Genomic DNA, 17,841 nt, shown 5'->3' on the forward strand with positions numbered 1-17,841 from the left:
AGAGGGCCTTTCAGGTGCCGAGGGATGTCAGGACGTCGCGGCGCAGCGCCACGCGGGCCGGGTCGTCGTGCGCGGTCCGGTCCCGGGGGCGGGGCACGTCGCGTACGGCGGTGAGCCGGCCGGAGCCCAGCAGGGCGACGCGGTCGCCGAGGAACAGGGCCTCGTCCACGTCGTGGGTGACGAAGACGACGGTCGCGCCCGTGCCGTGCAGCACCTCGACCAGCAGGTCCTGCATGCCGGCGCGGGTCTGGGCGTCGAGGGCGCCGAAGGGCTCGTCCATCAGGACGGCGCGGGGACGTGCGGCGAGGGCCCTGGCCAGCTGGGCGCGCTGGCGCTGGCCCCCGGAGACGCGGCGCGGCAACTGCCGGGCGTGCGCACCGAGTCCGACCCGCTCCAGCCAGCCGGTGGCCTGCTCCCGGCGTGCGGTGCGGGGCAGGCCCTGGACGGCGAGAGGCAGTTCGACGTTGGCGCGCAGGGAGCGCCAGGGCAGCAGGGCGTCTTCCTGGAAGACCAGCGCGCGGTCCGCGCCCGGCCCGTCGATGCGCCGCCCGTCCTGCTCGGCGGTCCCGGACAGCGGGGGCAGCAGCCCGGCCAGGGTGCGCAGCAGCGTCGACTTGCCGCAGCCCGACGGGCCCACCACGGTGAGGATCGAGCCGGGGGAGACGTCGACGTCCACACCGGTCAGCGCGGGGGCGTCCGGGCGGCCGAGGACGGCGTCGCGCAGGGTGAGGCGGGTGCCGTGCGAGGCGGTCCGCGGGCCGGCCGCCGGGCCGGTCTCAGTCTCGGACGAGGTGCTCATGGCGTGCCTCCTCGGGCTCGGTGCCCTTGCGTGCGGCGGGTACGGCGGTGCGGGCGTCGGGCGCGGGCGTGCCGGTCGGCGCGGACCTGGGGCGGGCGGTGCCGGGGACGTACGAGGCGCGCGGCAGCCAGCGGGTCAGACGGCGGCCGAGCAGCTCCACGGCCGTGGAGGTCAGCCAGCCCAGCACGCCGATGGTGACCATGCCGACGAAGACGCCCGGGTAGTCGACGACGGTGTAGTCCTGCCAGGTGCGGTAGCCGACGCCGTACTGGCCGGAGATCATCTCGGCGGAGATCACGCAGATCCACGACACGCCGATCCCGACCGACAGGCCGCCGAAGACGCCGGGCAACGCGCCCGGCAGCACGACCGAGGCGAGGACCCGCCACCGGCCGCCGCCCATCGTGCGCACCGCCTCCTCCCACACGGGGGTCAGCGCGCGGACCGCGTGCCGGGTGGAGACCAGGACCGGGAAGAAGGCGGCGGTGCAGGTGATGAAGACGATGCCCTGTTCGTTGGAGGGGAAGAGGAGGATCGCGACGGGGACCAGGGCGATGGCCGGGATCGGCCGGATCACCTCCAGCACCGGGCCGAGCAGGTCCTCGGCGAGCCGGGACCGGGCCACGAGCACTCCGGTGGCCACGCCCAGGACGGCGGCGAGCAGGAAGCCGGTGAGGATGCGGGTGAGGCTGTCGGTGAGGTCCGTCCAGTAGTCGGGGCCGGCCAGCCGGTCGGCGAAGGTGCGGGCCACGTCAGTGACGGTGGGGAACTGCGAGAAGCGCAGCCAGAGGTCGGCGTCCCGGCTGGTCAGCAGCTGCCACAGGCCGAGGGCGGCGGCGAGCGAGACGACGCGCAGCACGTACCGGATCATGAGGCCCGCTCCAGGGCCTCGGCGTACGTGACGACGCGTGCTCCACCGTGTCCGCCGATGTACGCCTGCGCGGTCTCCGGGGTGACGAAGGGCAGCAGCCGGCCGCCGTCGGCCACCCACACCGAACGGTCGGCGAACCACAGGGTGCCGGTGGTGGTGTCGGGGACGTAGGCGGCCCGGACGTCGTCGCGGTGCGCGGCGACGTGCCGCAGCAGGGCGGTCGGGGTGGTGAAGGGGAGCGTCTTGCGCGCGCCCTTCGGCCAGACCTCGCCGGCCGGCTTCGGGGGTGCGGAGGCGAGCCGTTCGGCGTAGGCGGCGGGGCCGAGCGCCTTCTTCACGTACCGGTCGTCGACGAAGGCGTCCACGTCCACGTCGCCGGTCAGCTTCGCGTCCTTGAGCACCGCCACGTCCTCCTTCAGGGCCGCGACGAGCCGGGGCTTGATCGCCGGGTCGAACGTGGCGATGCCCTGCGCGCCGTTGTAGAGGTAGACGGCCTCGGCGGGCAGGCCGGTGGCCTTCGCGACCGACTCGGCGGCGTCCACGGGGTGGGCGTCGAGGTAGTCGGTGGCTTCGGTCTGCGCTCTGAGGAAGGCCTCCAGCACGGCCGGGCGCTTCGTCGCGAAGTCCTGGCGGGCGGTGACCCCGTGGAAGGTGGGCAGGTTGAGCTGCGCACCGTCGTACAGGGCCTTCGCCTTGCCCTGCTGGGCGAGCAGGCCGGGCCAGGCCACGAACTGCGACAGGGCGTCCGCGCTGCCCGAGGACAGGGCCGAAGCACCCACGGCGGGCTGCTGGTTGAGCTTCTCGATGTCCTCGGCCGGGTCGAGGCCGGCCCGCTGGAGCGCCCGTACGAGGGTGCCGTCGGCGGCCGAACCGACGCTGGTGGAGACCTTCTTGCCCTTGAGGTCCTTCAGGGAGGTGAGGGAGGAGCCGGGGGCGGTGACGATGGTGTTGAGGCCGCCGCGGAGGTTGTAGCCGGTGACCGAGACCAGGCGGGTCGGCCGGTCGAGCTGTTTGCCGCGGGCCGCGTTGATGAGCAGCGGGAAGTCGCCCATCGAGCCGATGTCGATCTTCCCGGCGGTCATCTGCGCGGTGATGGGGGCGCCGGTCGCGTAGTCCTGCCAGTCGACCTTGTAGGTGACGCCGTCCCCGAGGGAGGCGAGTTGCTTCTCGAAGTAGCCGAGGGAGCGCAGCAGGGTGCCGGCGGTGACGGTGTTGATGGTCCGGGACTGGTAGCCGACGGTCACGGTGACCGTCGAACCGTCGCCGTCGGCGGACGCGCTGCCGCCGCAGGCGGTGAGGGGGACGAGCAGGGCGACGGCGGCCGTGGCGGCCAGGACGGCGGAACGGGTGGGGTTGCGCTTCATGGGAGTCGGCCTCTCACCGGAGCAGGTAGGGCATGTTGACCGTGACGGCCCCGGTGGGGCACCGGGCGGCGCACGGGCCGCAGTACCAGCACTCGTCGACGTGCATGTAGGCCTTGCCGTTGCTCTCGTCGATGGCGAGGGAGTCCAGCGGGCACATGTCCACGCAGAGCGTGCAGCCGTCGATGCACTTCGACTCGTCGATGGTCACGGGCACGTCGGCCCGCTGGGGCGCCAAGGGCATGGCTGTCTCCAGGGATGTGCGCGAAGAAGGATGCGGTACGGGGGCTGCGGTACGGCGGGAGTGGTGCCGCGGGTGGCTACCGGGACCGGTGCAGGAGGCCGCTCATCGCGATGCGGTCACCGCGGAAGCGGATGAACTCCAGGTCGACGGGGCGGCCGTCCGCGAGGTGGGTGAGGCGTTCCAGCATGAGGACCGCCGTGCCGCGCGGGGCCTCGAGCACGGCGGAACAGTGCGCGTCCGCCGTGACCGCCTCGAGAGTGATCTCGGCGTGGCCGAGGGGCGTGCCGGTGAGCGACTCCAGGAGGCGGAAGACGTCGGTGTTCTCGAGGTCGGCGCCGAGCAGGGGGGTGCCGATGTCGAGGGGCAGGTAGGTGAGGTCGAGGGAGAGCGGGATGCCGTTCAGGCGGCGCAGGCGTTCGATGTAGAGGACGTCGGCGGCGGGTGGGACGTGCAGGCGTTCCGCGACGGGCGCGGGGGCGCGGACGGCGGCGGTCGTGCGGACCTCGTTGGTGATGCGGCCGTGTTCGTGCAGGGTCTCTGCGAGGCCCATCAGGCGGTCCAGGCCGTGGGCGTACTTGCGGGCCACGATCACGGTGCCGACGCCGGGCTGGCGGGCGACGAGGCCTTCGGCGCGGAGCAGGTCCAGTGCCTCGCGGACGGTGTTGCGGGAGGCGCCGTACTCGGCGGCGAGGGCGTCCTCGTGGGGGAGCGTGGTGTCGGGGAAGGCCTCCGTGAGGATCTGGCGGCGGAGCAGGTCGGCGAGCTGGCGGGCCCGGTCGGCGCGCAGCCGGCGCCGCGCACGGTGGGCGGCGACGGTGGTCGCGCCCTGGCCGGCGTGGTCTCGGATGCGGTCGGCGGGGGGCATGGCTGGAACCATACCTATGTGGTGGGGTTCGTGGTGTTGCTGGATTGTTGCGCCACCGGGGGCTCCGCCGGGTGGTGGGGTGAGCTGGGGTTTTGTGGGGGGTGGGGGGAGATGTGCCACCGGGGTGGGGTCGGGGTGGAGGTCGGCCGGGTGGCCCGGGGACGGCCGGTGGGCGGTGTCGGTGCCGGGTGGGGGCGGGTGTGCGTCGCCCGGCGCTGCGGGGTGCCTCCCCCAGAGGGGGGCCCGCAGCGCCCGCCCTCCCCAACGCTCGGCTTCTCCCCCACGCTCGGCTTCTCCCCCACGCTCGGCTTCGCTCGCGCGGGGGGACCCCCATGAGCGGGGGACCCCCATGCGCGGGGGACCCCCATGCGCGGTGGACCCCCATGCGCGGGGGACCCCCATGCGCGGGGGACCCCCATGCGCGGGGGACCCCATCGCCCCTGGGGGTACCTCCCAGGCGGCCGTTCAGGCACTGGGGGAGGCACGACTGCCCGCAGCTACGGTGGTGACGGCTGCACCGGCGCGGCTGCCCGCAGCGGGGGTGGCTTGGGGCGGCTGGGGGTTATGTCAGCGCCGTCAGGCCCGGGGCGAAGACGATCAGGAGGGGGACCAGGGGGACCAGGGCTGCGGTTGCCGTGGTGAGGGCGCGGTCACGGGGGGTGAGGCGGGGAGGGGGCGCCAGGAGGCGGTCGACCCGCTCGCCGAGGAGGCGGTGGCTGGAGGCGCAGGACAGGACGCCCCGGTGCTGGTTGAGCTCGATCAGGGCCAGCGCCGTGGTCAGGTGGCCGCAGCGGCGGGACGCGGTGTCGTCGGCGGCGAGTTCGACCAGGCGGTGTGTCTGGTCGCAGAAGTGCGCGAAGAGCGGCACTCGCGGGAAGCCCGTGGCCAGGGCCGTGGATAGATGCAGCAGCCAGTCGTGCCGGGCCCGGGCGTGACCGCGTTCATGGGTGAGCACGGCGTCGAGCTGATGGTCGGTGAGGCGGTGCAGGGCGCCCGTGGTGACGACCAGTTGGGCCGGGCTGCCGGGCATCCACCAGGCGTCCGGGTACTCGTCCTCCAGGACCAGCAGGGGACCGCGGGACCGGGGCAGGCCGGCCGGCAGGTCGGGGGCGCGTTCGCGCAGGTGAGCGCGGGACCGGGCGCGGCGCCTGCGGGCCTCGACCAGCTCGCGGGCCAGCATCGCCGTCGTCCAGGCGGCGCCGCCGGCCAGCAGCAGGGTGAAGGCGGCCGCCCAGGGCGGGTCGGCGGAGAGGTTGTAGGCGGCGGTCACCGCCGGCGGCGCCGGTGCGAACAACTGGGCGCGCACGGTGCCGAAGACGACGGTGGCCCCGAGGACGAGGGACGTCAGGCAGCACAGCAGCACGGTGGCGACCAGGCACTGCCACACCCACAGCGCGACGACGGGATCCCGCTCCGGCCACGAGGACCGGGTCAGCGCGCGCGGTACCGGCACGGCGGCGGTCACGGCGACGGCGAACAGCAGGAGCAGGCAGACGGTCATGCCACGGGCTCCGGATCCTGGTCGGAAGGGCGGCTCTGGCTGTGGTGCTGTGTGGTGCTTCGGTCGTGCTGTGGTGGTGCGTGAGAGTGCGTGGTGCGGCGCGGCGGCGCGCACCGCCCGACGCCAGTATGACGGGGTCGGGCGGTGCCAGTCAGCCGCCGAAGGACATCGGATCGCCGTACGCGCCTACCGTCCGACCACCCGGCCGGTCACCTCGCCCAGCCCCACGCGCAGGCCGCCCGGTCCCGGGGCCCACGCCGAGAGGGTCACCACGTCCCCGTCCTCCAGGAACGTCCGCTTGCCGTCGGGGAGTTCCAGCGGATCACGGCCGTTCCACGTCAGCTCCAGCAGCGACCCGCGCTCCCGCTCGGTGGGCCCGCTTACCGTGCCCGAGCCGTAGAGGTCGCCGGTGCGCAGGGAGGCTCCGTTGACGGTCATGTGGGCCAGCTGCTGGGCCGCCGTCCAGTACATGGTGGAGAAGGGCGGTTCGGAGACCACGTGCCCGTTGACCGCGACCGAGATCCGCAGGTCGTAGCCGCCCGGCTCCTCCCCGGCGTCGTCGAGGTAGGGCAGCAGCCCGTGGGTGCGCTCCGGCGGGGCCACCCTGGCCTCGTCCAGGGCGTCCAGCGGCGTGATCCAGGCCGACACCGACGTGGCGAAGGACTTGCCGAGGAACGGGCCCAGGGGCACGTACTCCCAGGCCTGTACGTCGCGCGCGGACCAGTCGTTGAGCAGGCACAGCCCGAAGACGTGCTCGCGGAAGTCGCCGAGCGCCACCGGAGCGCCCAGTGCGGAGGGCGTGCCCACCACGAAGCCGACCTCGGCCTCGATGTCGAGGCGCACGGACGGGCCGAAGACGGGAGCGGCGTCGGTGGGGGCCTTGCGCTGCCCGGAGGGCCGTACGACGTCCGTGCCCGACACCACGACCGTGCCCGAGCGGCCGTGGTAGCCGATCGGCAGGTGCTTCCAGTTCGGGGTGAGGGAGTCCTCGGCGTCGGGGCGGAAGATCCGGCCGACGTTCCGGGCGTGGTTCTCGGAGGCGTAGAAGTCGACGTAGTCCGCCACCTCGAAGGGCAGGTGCAGGGTCACGGACGACAGCGGGTGGAACAGCGGCTCCAGGGCCTCCCGGTGGGAGGGGACCGTCACCCAGGCCGTCAGCGCGCGCCGCACGTCCGACCACGTGGTGCGGCCGGCCGCCAGCAGCGGGTTCAGGGTCGGCTGCGCCAGCAGCGACGCGTACGGCGAACCCAGCGCGTGGGCCGCCGCGCCCGCGTCCAGGACGTGGTCGCCGAGCCGGACGCCCACCGTCCGCTCCTGTGCGCCGCGGATCGAGAACACGCCGTACGGAAGGTTGTGCGGACCGAAGGGGTCGCCCTCGGGGACATCGAAGGGGGGCATCGGGTGCTGCCTCGCTCTCGTGCTCGCTCGCCGTGCGCCACGTGATCCGTGGCCGGGCCACACGTTACGGGTGGCACCCCGGTCTTGGGCAGTGCCCGAAGCGGTGGGGGCGGCCGGCGGGCGTGGCGCTCCGCCACCGTCCGTGTGCGGGAAGTCGCGACGGGCCGGAACGCAATCTTGACGGAGCGGTGCGAACGGGGCGACTCTGGGCGGGTGCCGGAAGGCCTCGGGGAGGGGGCTTTCCGACGGCACTTCAGGGGGACGGATGGCCACAGGGGAGGCCGGTCCGGGTCCGGCGCGGTCCGGTTCGCAGCCGAGAGAGCGGCTCGAGGGGATCATGCGGCGCCGACTCGGCCGGGAATGCGTGTATGTACCGTCGTGCCGCTTCGGGCTGTACGCGGCACTGCGGCACTGGTGCCCGCCGGGCGGCCGGGTGCTGATGTCGCCGGTCAACGACGACGTCATCTTCTTCGTCGTCCTCGCCGCCGGGCTCCGGCCGGTGCAGGCGCCGCTGAATCCGCTGGACGCGTCCATCGACGTCGACGCCGTGCCGGAGGAGGTGTGGGGCTCCCTGTCCGCCGTCCTGACGACCAATCTGTACGGCAATCCGGACCCGGCGCCCCGGCTGCGGGAGCGCTGCGACGCGCTCGGCATCCCGCTGTTCGAGGACGCGGCCCATGCCATCGGCAGCGAGGTGGGCGGACGGCCCGTCGGCACCTGGGGCGACGCGTCCGTGTTCAGCCTGTCCAAGCACGCCGGCGCCAAGGCCGGCGGCATCCTCTCGGTCGCCGACCCGGGGCTGCGCCAGGCGCTGGCGAAGTCCTGCGAGGACCTCCTGCTGCCACGACGGGCCACGGCCGAGGTCGCCTACGCCGTACGGCCGTACGCGGAGGCCGCCGTGCGCGGGCTGCGGCTGAGACGCGCGGCCTGGGCCACGCTGCGGCTGCTGGGACGGATGGAGCGCGAGGAGATCCGGATGCCGCTCCGGCCCGCCGAGCTGGCCCGGGCGGTCGCCTCGGCGCCCGACCTCGAGGCGCACGACCCGTGGGTCCGCGTCGACATGCACGACTACCGACTGAGCCCGGGCCGGTTCCGGCTCGGCCGCGTCGGGCGCCGGCTCGACCGGCTGGACGAGGTGCTCGCGGGCTGCCGCGCGGGCACGGAGCTGCTGCTGTCCAGCCGGTGGGCACAGCCGGTGGGCGGCAGGCCGCCGGCCGGGGCGCAGCCGCTGTTCCGGGTGCCGCTGTTCGTCGCCGACCGGGACGCGGCGATCGCGGCGCTGGCCCGGCGGGGCGTCGTCGTCGGCTATCTCTACGATCCGCCGCTGGACGACTACGCGGGCGCCGAGTTCACCGACCTCTCGCCCAGCCCCGAGGGGGCGCGCTGGTTCGCCCGGCACGCGCTGCCCGTGGACCCCCTGCGCGCCCGGACGGTCGTCGGGGCGCTGGAGGAGTCCGGGGCACGGCCCGCCGAGGCGCCGGAGGAGGCGGGTACGTCCCGTGGCTGAGACGCGGGTGCAGGAGGCCGCCGCGGCACCCGCGGGCGGCGGACCCGAATCGCCCGGGAGCGGGCGCGGCTCCGACTCGCTGTTCAAGAACGCCTACTTCCTCATGCTCAGCACCGGCGTCTCCGCCGTGCTCGGCCTCGGCTTCTGGCTGGTGGCCGCCCGCTACTACTCGGAGGAGGCCGTCGGCCAGGGCTCGGCCGCCATCGCCGCGATGCGGCTGCTCGCCAGCATCACGGCGACCACGATGATCGGCGCCGTCGTCCGCTTCGTGCCGCGCGCCGGGCGGGCGACCGGGCCGCTGGTGTGGCGTGCGTACGTGGCCAGTTCGGTGGTCGTGGTCGTGGCCGCCGTGGTCTTCCTGCTCACCCTCGATCTGTGGGGCGCCTCCTACGCGCCGCTCGGCACCCCCGAAGCCGGTGCCCTGTTCGTCGCCGCGTGCGTGGCCTGGGCGCTGCTCACCCTCCAGGACGGGGTGCTGACCGGGCTGCGCAAGGCCGAGTGGGTGCCGGCCGGGAACGCGGTGTTCTCGCTCGGGAAGCTGATCCTCCTGGCCGTCTTCGCCTCCGCGCTGCCGGTGCTCGGCATCTTCGTGTCCTGGGCCGTGGCCATCGCCTTCTCCACGCTGCCGCTGGGCTGGCTGATCTTCCGGAAGCTGATCCCGCGCCAGGCCGCCGCCGACCACGACGTGGAGCCGCCGAAGCTTCGCGAGATGGGCCGCTTCCTCGCCGGGGACTCGCTGGGCGCGCTGTTCAGCCTGGCGATGATCAACCTGTTGCCGGTGATGGTCGCGGTCCGCTTCAGCGCCGCGGAGAACGGCTACTTCTACGTGGCCTACACCGTCGGCGGCACGATGGAGTTCATGGCCATCAACATGGCCTCCTCGCTCACCGCGCACGCCTCGCACGACCCCCGCCGCCTCGCCGACGGCGTCCGCGGGGCGCTGCGCCGGATGACCCTGCTGCTGGTGCCGGTCGTGCTGGTCCTGGTCGTGTGCGCCCCGCAGATCCTCGCCCCCTTCGACGCGGACTACGCCGAGCACGGCTCCACGGTGCTGCGGCTGCTCGCCGTCGGGGCGCTGCCGCGGATCGTCGTCGAGCTGTACATCGGCGTGCTGCGCGTCCAGGGCCGCACCGGCGTGCTCGCCGCCGTGCAGGGCGCCATGTGCACCCTCGTCCTCGCCAGCGCGGCGGCGCTGTTCGGCCCGGCGGGGATCTCGGGCGCCGGCTGGGCGGTGCTGCTGAGCATGACGCTGGTCGCCCTGGGCTGCGTGCCCGGGCTGCGGTCCGCCCTGCGCGGCGGCGACGGCACCGGCGGCAGGAGACCGCGCGGCGGCGGCCGGGACACCGAGGGGCCCGACTACGGCACCAGCTGGGCGCGGCTGAACGCGACCGCCGGGTACGGCACGACCTGGGCGCGCCGGGCCGCGTACGGGCAGAGGGACGCCGACGGGGACACGGCCACGCTGTTCATCGGCCGCCCCGGTTACGAACGCGAGGCGTTGCAGGCGGACACGCTGGCCCTGATCGTGCGGCCCGACGAGTCCGGCCGCCAGGACGACACCGGCGGCCACCACGGTCCGTCGCCCGCCGTCCCCGCCGTCCCCGCCGTCCCCGGCGTCCCCGCCGGCGTCGCCGGGGCCGGGGAACGGTGGCTGCGAGGGGCCCTGTGGTCCGTCCTCGCCGTCGCCACCGTGGTCTTCTGGGCGGCGCTGCGCGGCCTGCCCCCGTTCCACGGCGCGTCCGCGTACCCCGGCGGGACCGCGCTGACCGGGCGCCGGCTGCTGGAAGGGCTGCCGTCCCCGGCGCTCGTCGCGGGCGGCGCGCTGCTGGTGGTGTTCGTGGCGGCGGTGACGCTGTGCACGGTGCGCGACGTGTTGCTGCCCGGGGCCGCGCTGGGCTCGGCGCTGCTCGCGCTGCACGCCGCCCCCGCGGCCCTCGGCAGGCGGCCCCGGCCGGTCGACGGGGCGTGGTACGACGCCGTGGCCGGTTTCCTCGCGCCGGCGCTGGGCCTCGACAGCCCCGAGCCGCTGCTGCGCTGGGGACCCGCGGCCCTCCAGTTGCTGTGCCTGGTCCCGTTGTGGCTGCTGCTCGCCCACGGAGCCGGACGCCTGGGCTGGGCGACCCGCTGGAGCCTGCTGTACCTGGCCGCGATGGCCGGCTGGGCGGCGGGGGAGACGCTCGCCCCGGCCGCGCCGCCCGCCCTCGCCGTGCTGACGCTGCTCGCCCTGCTGGTGCCGCTGGGCCGCTCGGTCAGCGGGTCGGCACCGGCTGGTGGAAGTACCCGTTCCTCCCGGCCTCCCGGTAACCCTCGAGACCGGGACCGTCGTTGACGGTCAGGTCGCAGGCGGGATCCTCCGAGGTCGGCCGGTTCCAGTGGACCAGCGCCTTCACGTGGGGAAGCTTCTTCACGGCAGCCGGGATCTGCGTGTACCAGTCGCGCTGGCGGACCGGGCTGTCGGCGTCGGGCGCGGTCGCGAACTCGGCGAGCATCACCGGCTTGTCGTCGGTGACGTTAGCGCGCAGCCACGCGTAACTGGGCTGCTGGCTGCGCAGGAAGTCCTTCCAGTCGGTCGTGTCGTGGCACTGGTAGTAGTTGTACTGGTCCATGGCGATCCAGTCGACGTAGGCGTCCCCGGGGTAGAGCGCCTTCATCGTGTCCGCGCTGCCGAGGTAGCCGGAGACGGTCCACACCCACACGACGTTGTCGGCCCCCAGCTCCCGGAACCGGTCGTGCAGGTGCCGGTAGGCCGCGACGAACTCCTGCGGGGTGCCGGCGCCCTCCTTGACGCGGGCGTCGGTCTCCTGGTCGAAGGAGAGGAAGACGCGCTTGCCGTAGGCCTTGATGCGCCGGATCTGCGGGTCGAGGATCTCCTCGTCGTACGTGCCGGAGGCGATGTTCTTCCAGCCGAGCTGGGTCTCCGTCCAGTTCTCGTGGTGCGGCTCGGTCCAGACGGTGGACTCCCAGGCCAGCATGAGCAGCCGGTCCCGGCCGAGTTCCTGCTCGTCCGGCGTGAGCAGTTGTCCGTCGAGCTCGGTGCCCGACATGTCGTGGTAGTTGTAGACGAGGTCGAGCCGGCGGCCGATGCGCCTCTCGAAGCCGAGCACTGCGTCCTTGAGGGAGCCGTTGTCCGCGTACGGCACATAGGCGCCCCACCAGGCCCCGCAGGGCGGGACCAGCGTGCCGGTGGGGGCGCAGGCGCCGGTGGGCAGTGCGCCCGAGGCGGCGTTGTCGGGCAGGGCGTCCGCGGCGGGCGGCTCGCGGTCCTCGGACCGGCCGGCCCAGATGCCCAGCCCGGCGAGCAGTGCGGCCACCACCACCAGGACGACGGCCGTGTAGGTGCGCTTCGGGGCGCCCCCCATGTCGATCACCCCGTGGGTCGCGGACGGTGTGTGCGGTCCGCCCGAGCGGTGGCGGCCCGTCATGTGCCGCCACCGCCGGCCGGCCTGCGGGCGGCGCGCTCGACCGCGCCGCGCCGGGCGGCAGGCAGCGGCAGCCCGGGCAGGGCCGCGGTGACGGTGGTGAAGACGGCGAGCGGGACGAGGAAGGCGGTGGCCGAGAAGCCCTCGACCAGGAACAGCGAGGTGGCGGTCAGTACGCCGAGCGAGAGGCTGATCGGCGCGACGAGCGCGACGGCCTCCAGCCGGGCCCCGGCGGCCAGCCGGCCGGGCTGCGGATACAGCGCCGCGCAGCCCGGTCCGCACAGGGTGAAGAGCAGCACCGGTATCCAGCGCAGCGGCGAGGGGCCGGGCAGGGCGGTGGTGGCCAGCGCGAGCCATCCCGAGGCGGCGACGAGGACTCTGAGGTGGACCGGGGTGATTCTGAGGCCCTTCGCCGACGGGGCGCCGGGGTCGGTGGCCGCGGGTTCCGGAATGGTGTTCATGGACTGACCTGACTGCCCTTCGTCGTCACGGCGATGTGGTCGTTCGGCGGCCGGCCGGCCGGTACTCCAGGACGACGCCGTACGGACGGTCCTCGACCGTCGCGAAGAGCGGCGAGGCGGTCAGCTTCGTCCGCAGCGTCTCGAAGCCGCCGGCCGGCAACAGGCCCTCTCCGGCGGTGTAGATGTCCTGGGTGCGGGTGAGGATGACGTACGTCGTGGTCCCCGGCGGGATCCCCTCGGCGAGGTAACGGGCCGGATCCCTCAGCATCTTCTCGTTCTCGGGCAGCTCCTGCTCGGCGAAGTACCAGTGCTCCAGCCGGTCGTAGCGGTGCAGTGCCTGCGGGAAGGAGCCGGTGGTGGCGAGGATCAGCGAGCCCTCGGGGGCGCTGTCGAGGGCCCGGGTGACCAGGGCGGTCTCCTCGGGCGGCGTGTAGTACATCTTCTCCTTGCCGTAGTACGACGGCAGGAAGCCGGCCAGCAGCACCAGCAGCACGGCGGGCAGGGCGACGGCCGCGGCCCTGTCGCGCAGGACCTTCGCCCGGGCGGGGCGGCGGGCTCCCGTGGCGGCCGGGACCAGTGCGGCGGCGGCGAAGAAGGCGGCACCGGGCAGACCGAACAGGTAGACGCGGAAGAGCATTTCGCCGCCGTAGTCGTTGACGGCGAACAGCGGTACGGGTGCGGCGGAGACCAGCAGCAGGGGCAGTGCGCTGCGGGTCAGCCGGCGCCGCAGCACGACGGCCACGCCGGCGAGGACGACGATCGTGAGGACCATCAGCACGTTGGCCCGGCCCGCGAGCTCGGGACCGGGACCGGTGAGCCGGCCCGCGTAGCCCGCGCGGGAGTTCTGGGTCAGCTCGCCGAGCGACTCCTTCAGGGTGGACAGCGTCTCCACGAACAGGGGCCGCCCCATCGTGAGGTCCCAGGCCAGCATCAGCAGCCCGGTGACGGCCAGCAGCCCGAGGTTGCGGTAGCGGCGGGTCAGGCTGAGCGCGAGCAGGCAGACGCAGAGCATCACCGGGGTCAGCTGGTGCGTCGCGTTGACCGCGGCGATCAGCGGGGCGAGGACCACGACGCAGACGGCGCGCTGTCGGGTGTTCGTGGGCGGCGGCACCGCGGCGGCCGCCGGGTCGAGGAAGCCGCGGTCGCGCAGCCGCCCGGCCGAGCCGGGGCGCACGAAGTGCCGCAGCACCACCGCGAGGACCGTCAGGTGCAGCAGATAGGCGAGCCCCTGCGGGGCGAAGTAGTCCTGGCCCACCCAGTTGGCGAGCTGGAAGATCCAGACGGCGGTCCACACCAGCCGCCAGTCCCGGCTGAAGGTGCGGTAGATCAGGACCAGCACCGGGATCATCAGCAGGCCGAGGACGATCGGCGCCCAGTTCGCGTACGCGGCGGCGCTCTCCACGCCCAGGGCGCGGGTGAGGCCCGCGTTGAGGGTGAAGAATCCGGGCCACTGGTCGTACGCGGACATGTTGCCCGACAGGGCCGCCCCCGGGCGCAGTTCGCCGTTGGCCAGCAGCGTGTTGACGACGGCGTCGTGCTTGGACGACCACGGGTAGCGCACCGCGTCGTACAGCACCGCCGGGGGCGCCTTGAGGGCGAGGAGCAGCGCGGCGCAGTGCGCGGCCGGCCACCACGGCGCGGCGGCGGCGCGCCGCAGACTGAGGACGAAGCCCGCGGTGAGGACGAGCAGCGACAGGTAGTAGGCGACGGGCAGCCGGTCCAGCAGGCCGTAGTCGCCCATCTCCCGGAAGCCGATGCGGGGCAGGGCGTAGATCCACAGGCAGGCCGCGAGCAGCAGGGTCAGCAGGCCGGCGGCGGGAAGACGGGACGGGCCCCGGCCCGCGCGCCCCGGCCCGGTGACGGGGTCGGGGGCGGGCAGCGCGCTGCTCTCGGCGGTCGGTACGGGCACATGGTGCTGCACGTTGAGACTCCCCTCCCCAGGTCAACTATAGGAATTGTCCTTGCTTTTCACACCAAAATCGTCAGACTCGGCCTCTTCGGGCCCAGACCTGCCTCAGCCGGCGAAGACGGGGCCGCGGACGACGGCCCGGGCCCGGCGGTACCACCGCCAGCCGACCGTCCTCGGCCCGTCCCGGTACGGCGCCACCCGGGCCCCGCCGCCCGACAGCCAGGCCCGGACGTCCGCGACGGTGTGGCCGCGGCGCACGATGAGGCGGGCGATGCGGTACCGCTCGTCGCGGTCGGAGCTGAGCGCGTGCCGTACGGCGGTGGCCGTCTCGTAGCCGGCGCGGGCCGACATGGCGCGCACGCGCGGGCTGTTGTAGCCGTGCGGATAGGCGAGGTGGCGCACCGGACGGCCGAGGGCGTCCTCCAGCATGTCCTTCGACACGCGCAGTTCGTACGCCAGGGCCTTGCCGGACAGGGTGTCCAGCTGGGCGTGGGTGACGGTGTGGCTGCCGATCTCCATCCCGGCGCGCTCCAGCTCGGCGGCCTGGCCGAGGGTCATCATCGGCGCGGGCGGCAGCAGGCTGCGGCCGCCCGGAGTGACGGCCCCGGTGGTGAGGTAGGCGGTGGCCGGCAGCGAGCGGTCGGCGAGCGCCTCGGCGGTCGGGCCCGGCAGGTCGGCGAAGCCGTCGTCGAAGGTCAGCAGCACGGGCCGGGGCGGCAGGGGCGCCCGGCCGGCGAAGTGGTCGGCGACCGCGCCGATGGTGACCGGGGTGCGCCCGCTGTCGACGATCGCGTCCAGGTGTGCGGCGAACTCCCGCGGTCCGACGGTGAACTCGGCGATCCAGTCGGGCGGCTCGTCCATCACGGCGTGATAGAGGAGGACGGGAATGCAGTCGTACCCCGCCCCCGCGCTGCCACCCGTCCCCGCGCTGCCACTCGCCCCCGCGCTGCCACTCGCCCCCGCGCTGCCACCCGCTCCTGTCCTGTCGCCTACCGGTGTTCTGCCGTCCGGTGCGTCCTCGCCGCGGTCGCCCGTCGTCGTCATCTCGTCCCCCTGAGCGCGGATCGCAGGGCGTACCGGGCCCGCAGATAGCCCACCGGCCCGTAGACCATCCCCCGCCGCTGGAGCCGCGACAACCGCCGTGGCCACGGGTGGGTCCGTTCGTCGTGGCCGCCCGGTACGCCGCCGCCGTCCGCGCCGCTGTCGGTGTCGCGGACGGCGGTCAGCACGCGCGCGTGGGCCAGCCCGCGCGGCAGCCGGGCCAGGAACGCCGGCAGCAGCGCCGGCCGGTTCACCAGGATCGCCGTCAGGTACGCGGTGAGCCCCGCGCCGTAGCCGTACGCCTGGGTCTCCAGGTCCCGCCAGGTCTCCCGGTGGTGGTGCCACACCAGGGCCGTCGGGGTGTAGTGCAGCCGCGCGCCCTGGGCGAGGACGCGCACGAAGCCGTAGAGGTCGTCACCGCCCCGCGCGTGCGTGCCCGCACCGGTCGCCGGGTCGAAACCGCCGGCCGCGCGCAGCGCCGCCGTACGGAAGGCCATGTTGGCGCCGGAGCCGAAGCGTCCCGCGGTGAACGGGAACAGCGGTTCGCCTGCGGGCGGGTGCGCCGGGTCGTACGTGCGTGGGGTGAAGCCCTTCGCGAAGCCGCCGTGGCTCTCCAGCAGCACCTGGGCCGGGGTGCGCAGCCGCGCGGGCAGGATCAGCCCCGTGACGCAGCCCAGGCGGGGGTCGGCGGCGAAGGGCGCGGTCAGCTCGGTGAGCCAGCGCGGGTCGGCGACCACGTCGTCGTCGGTGAAGGCGACCACCTCGCCCCGGGCGGCGGCCAGGCCCCGGTTGTGGGCGAGGGCGAGTCCGGGGACCGGCTCGCACACGTACCGCACGCGCTCGGCGTACTTGCGCTCGACCAGCTCCCGCGTCTCACGGGTCACCGGGGCGTTGTCGACGACGACGATCTCGGCGTCCGGGTGGTCCTGCGCGAGCAGCGAGTCGAGCGCCCGGGCGAGCTGCCTGGCCCGCTCCCGCGTGGCGACGACGACACTCGCGGAGGGCGGGGCGGACGGCGGCACCGCAGGTGGCCCGGACGCGGCCCCGGTCACCGCCCCGTCCGGCCCCGCCGGACACAGGCGTCGGGCCGGCCCCGCCAGCGTCCGCACCGGGTCCGCCCCCTCCGGTACCCGCCCGAGCAGCGTGCCCACGGGCCGGCCCTTCCTGCGGACCAGGACGAACACCGCGCCGGACGTCACCGGCGGACTGCCCGGACCCGGTCTGAGGCCCGCCTCCTCCGCCTCCCCGAGGTCCAGCTCGGCGACCTGCACCGGCTCGATGCCGAGGAACCTCTCGATCTCCTGTCGTGTCTCCCGCCGCGCACGCCCTGCTCCGGCCATGCGCCCACCCCCCTAGTGGTTGCCTTCTCGGTCACGGCCGGCGCAGCCGGGCCGCCCCCTTCAGCGTGCGTGCCGCGAGCGACGCCAGCCGTGGCCGGCCGCGCACGAAGCTGTGCGCGCGGCGGGCAGGCTCGCGGCCGAGCCACTGCAGCGCGGCGCCCGCCCCCGGACGCGTCGCCGTCCCCTCGTACACGGGCAGTTCGCCGGTCTTCAGCGAGTCCTTGTACTCCGCCGCGCCCCGCCCCATGTCGAGCAGACCGATCCCCTCGGCGGCGGCGGCCTCGGCCATCCGCAGATGCAGCACCAGACCCGGCGAGTACTTCGCGAAGTCCGGGTCGTACGCCGGGAACCAGCAGGCCAGGACCGACGCGGAGCGCAGCCCGAAGTGGGCGGCGAGGGGCCGCTCGCCGGCGTAGAGCACCGACAGCGTGCCCGTGCACTGGGGCGCTCGGGTCTCGGCGAGCCGCCCGACGAGCCGGGTGATCCACTCCTGCGCGAACCGGTCCCGGCGTCCCGTCCTGCGGTACTGCGCCGACTTCCACTCCATGAGCGTGCGCAGCGCGGCCGGTTCCCGTTCGTCGAAGACGAAGCGCACGTCCCCGACCTGCCGTCCCAGCCTGCGCTCCTTGGCGAGGGTGGTCTTCAGGAACTTCGGGGACTGGGCGCGCAGCACGCTCTCGTACGCCTCGTACCCCTTCTCCACGTCGATGACGTAGGTGGTGTGCTCCTCGGCGGCGTACGGCACGAACAGGCCCTGTTCGGCCTCCAGGTTGTCGAAGGCGAGGCTCGACAGCGAACAGGCCCGCAGCAGTCGGCGGGTGTCCGGGACGAGGCCGGGCCGCAGCACGGCGCCCTGGCAGTCCGAGACGCCGAGTCCGATCGCGCGGCCCTGGCCCAGCGGTCCGCGCTCGTGCGGCAGGAAACCGGCGGCCGCACCGCCCTCGTCCAGCACCGCCACCCGCGCCCCGGGCCGCACCCGGCCCACGGCCTCGGTGAACTCCGGTTCCATGAACGGATTGCGCGGCGACCTCGATGCGGCGCGCAGCGCGCGCCAGCGCTCCCGTTCCCCCTCGCTCAGCTCCCCCGGCCTGAGCACACGTACACGTCCGCCGTTCAACCCGACCC

The 17,841-nt window shown here is 74.4% G+C and carries 15 protein-coding genes; 2 read left to right on the forward strand and 13 right to left on the reverse strand.

All coding sequences use genetic code 11. The features are described from left to right. Positions 1–10 precede the first annotated feature (10 nt). From AB0E77_RS28440 to fahA, 7 genes are all read right to left on the reverse strand, one after another. Positions 11–799, reverse strand: coding sequence for an ABC transporter ATP-binding protein (locus AB0E77_RS28440; RefSeq protein WP_361575921.1), 789 nt, complete (start codon positions 797–799; stop codon positions 11–13). Continuing rightward, positions 777–1,670, reverse strand: coding sequence for an ABC transporter permease (locus AB0E77_RS28445; RefSeq protein ID WP_361575924.1), 894 nt, complete (start codon positions 1,668–1,670; stop codon positions 777–779). The genes AB0E77_RS28440 and AB0E77_RS28445 overlap by 23 nt, the downstream gene beginning before the upstream one ends. After that, positions 1,667–3,034 (reverse strand): ABC transporter substrate-binding protein, encoded by a 1,368-nt coding sequence (locus tag AB0E77_RS28450; RefSeq protein ID WP_361575927.1) that lies wholly within the window; start codon positions 3,032–3,034, stop codon positions 1,667–1,669. The genes AB0E77_RS28445 and AB0E77_RS28450 overlap by 4 nt, the downstream gene beginning before the upstream one ends. A 13-nt stretch (positions 3,035–3,047) precedes the next feature. Continuing rightward, a complete protein-coding gene (locus AB0E77_RS28455; RefSeq protein ID WP_010986276.1) occupies positions 3,048–3,275 on the reverse strand; it encodes a ferredoxin family protein in 228 nt (75 codons plus the stop codon). Between the two features lie 76 nt (positions 3,276–3,351). Beyond that, a complete protein-coding gene (locus tag AB0E77_RS28460) occupies positions 3,352–4,140 on the reverse strand; it encodes a GntR family transcriptional regulator (RefSeq protein WP_361575930.1) in 789 nt (262 codons plus the stop codon). Positions 4,141–4,702: 562 nt separating this feature from the next. Further along, the gene (locus AB0E77_RS28465) at positions 4,703–5,641 is read right to left on the reverse strand and encodes a M56 family metallopeptidase (RefSeq protein ID WP_361575933.1); all 939 of its coding nucleotides are present in this window, start codon (positions 5,639–5,641) and stop codon (positions 4,703–4,705) included. A 186-nt stretch (positions 5,642–5,827) separates the two neighbouring features. Then, entirely contained in the window at positions 5,828–7,039 is a 1,212-nt protein-coding gene (gene fahA / locus AB0E77_RS28470) for a fumarylacetoacetase (protein WP_361575936.1), read from the reverse strand. 337 nt (positions 7,040–7,376) lie between these two features. On the opposite strand from fahA, the gene AB0E77_RS28475 reads away from it, so the two are divergent. Both AB0E77_RS28475 and AB0E77_RS28480 read left to right on the forward strand, forming a co-directional pair. Beyond that, a complete protein-coding gene (locus AB0E77_RS28475) occupies positions 7,377–8,546 on the forward strand; it encodes a DegT/DnrJ/EryC1/StrS family aminotransferase (protein WP_361575939.1) in 1,170 nt (389 codons plus the stop codon). Further along, positions 8,539–10,875 carry a lipopolysaccharide biosynthesis protein gene (locus tag AB0E77_RS28480; RefSeq protein WP_361575942.1) on the forward strand — a complete coding sequence of 779 codons (2,337 nt, stop codon included), beginning with the start codon at positions 8,539–8,541 and terminating at the stop codon, positions 10,873–10,875. Before AB0E77_RS28475 ends, AB0E77_RS28480 begins: the two co-directional genes overlap by 8 nt. Here the strand turns inward: AB0E77_RS28480 and AB0E77_RS28485 are convergent. From AB0E77_RS28485 to AB0E77_RS28510, 6 genes are all read right to left on the reverse strand, one after another. Continuing rightward, entirely contained in the window at positions 10,796–11,905 is a 1,110-nt protein-coding gene (locus AB0E77_RS28485; protein ID WP_361575945.1) for a glycosyl hydrolase, read from the reverse strand. The genes AB0E77_RS28480 and AB0E77_RS28485 overlap by 80 nt on opposite strands. Before the next feature lie 59 nt (positions 11,906–11,964). Next, entirely contained in the window at positions 11,965–12,426 is a 462-nt protein-coding gene (locus AB0E77_RS28490; RefSeq protein ID WP_361575948.1) for a hypothetical protein, read from the reverse strand. A 25-nt stretch (positions 12,427–12,451) separates the two neighbouring features. After that, entirely contained in the window at positions 12,452–14,347 is a 1,896-nt protein-coding gene (locus AB0E77_RS28495) for a hypothetical protein (RefSeq protein ID WP_361575951.1), read from the reverse strand. A gap of 93 nt (positions 14,348–14,440) precedes the next feature. Next, positions 14,441–15,196 carry a polysaccharide deacetylase family protein gene (locus tag AB0E77_RS28500; RefSeq protein WP_361575954.1) on the reverse strand — a complete coding sequence of 252 codons (756 nt, stop codon included), beginning with the start codon at positions 15,194–15,196 and terminating at the stop codon, positions 14,441–14,443. Between the two features lie 179 nt (positions 15,197–15,375). Beyond that, the gene (locus AB0E77_RS28505; protein WP_361575957.1) at positions 15,376–16,716 is read right to left on the reverse strand and encodes a glycosyltransferase; all 1,341 of its coding nucleotides are present in this window, start codon (positions 16,714–16,716) and stop codon (positions 15,376–15,378) included. A gap of 31 nt (positions 16,717–16,747) precedes the next feature. Continuing rightward, on the reverse strand, positions 16,748–17,812 hold the full coding sequence (locus AB0E77_RS28510) for a GNAT family N-acetyltransferase (RefSeq protein WP_361575960.1): 1,065 nt from the start codon (positions 17,810–17,812) through the stop codon (positions 16,748–16,750). Between the last annotated feature and the right edge of the window lie 29 nt (positions 17,813–17,841).

Origin of the sequence: Streptomyces sp. NPDC032940, from assembly GCF_040636935.1 — a bacterium.
Taxonomy (GTDB): Bacteria; Actinomycetota; Actinomycetes; order Streptomycetales; family Streptomycetaceae; genus Streptomyces.

What these genes read in the sequence shown, in the direction of transcription:
- AB0E77_RS28440 (WP_361575921.1), bottom strand. Translation starts at nt 799, where the DNA reads ATGAGCACCTCGTCCGAGACTGAGACCGGCCCGGCGGCCGGCCCGCGG.
- AB0E77_RS28445 (WP_361575924.1), bottom strand. Translation starts at nt 1,670, where the DNA reads ATGATCCGGTACGTGCTGCGCGTCGTCTCGCTCGCCGCCGCCCTCGGC.
- AB0E77_RS28450 (WP_361575927.1), bottom strand. Translation starts at nt 3,034, where the DNA reads ATGAAGCGCAACCCCACCCGTTCCGCCGTCCTGGCCGCCACGGCCGCC.
- AB0E77_RS28455 (WP_010986276.1), bottom strand. Translation starts at nt 3,275, where the DNA reads ATGCCCTTGGCGCCCCAGCGGGCCGACGTGCCCGTGACCATCGACGAG.
- AB0E77_RS28460 (WP_361575930.1), bottom strand. Translation starts at nt 4,140, where the DNA reads ATGCCCCCCGCCGACCGCATCCGAGACCACGCCGGCCAGGGCGCGACC.
- AB0E77_RS28465 (WP_361575933.1), bottom strand. Translation starts at nt 5,641, where the DNA reads ATGACCGTCTGCCTGCTCCTGCTGTTCGCCGTCGCCGTGACCGCCGCC.
- fahA (WP_361575936.1), bottom strand. Translation starts at nt 7,039, where the DNA reads ATGCCCCCCTTCGATGTCCCCGAGGGCGACCCCTTCGGTCCGCACAAC.
- AB0E77_RS28475 (WP_361575939.1), top strand. Translation starts at nt 7,377, where the DNA reads ATGCGGCGCCGACTCGGCCGGGAATGCGTGTATGTACCGTCGTGCCGC.
- AB0E77_RS28485 (WP_361575945.1), bottom strand. Translation starts at nt 11,905, where the DNA reads ATGGGGGGCGCCCCGAAGCGCACCTACACGGCCGTCGTCCTGGTGGTG.
- AB0E77_RS28490 (WP_361575948.1), bottom strand. Translation starts at nt 12,426, where the DNA reads ATGAACACCATTCCGGAACCCGCGGCCACCGACCCCGGCGCCCCGTCG.
- AB0E77_RS28500 (WP_361575954.1), bottom strand. Translation starts at nt 15,196, where the DNA reads ATGGACGAGCCGCCCGACTGGATCGCCGAGTTCACCGTCGGACCGCGG.
- AB0E77_RS28505 (WP_361575957.1), bottom strand. Translation starts at nt 16,716, where the DNA reads ATGGCCGGAGCAGGGCGTGCGCGGCGGGAGACACGACAGGAGATCGAG.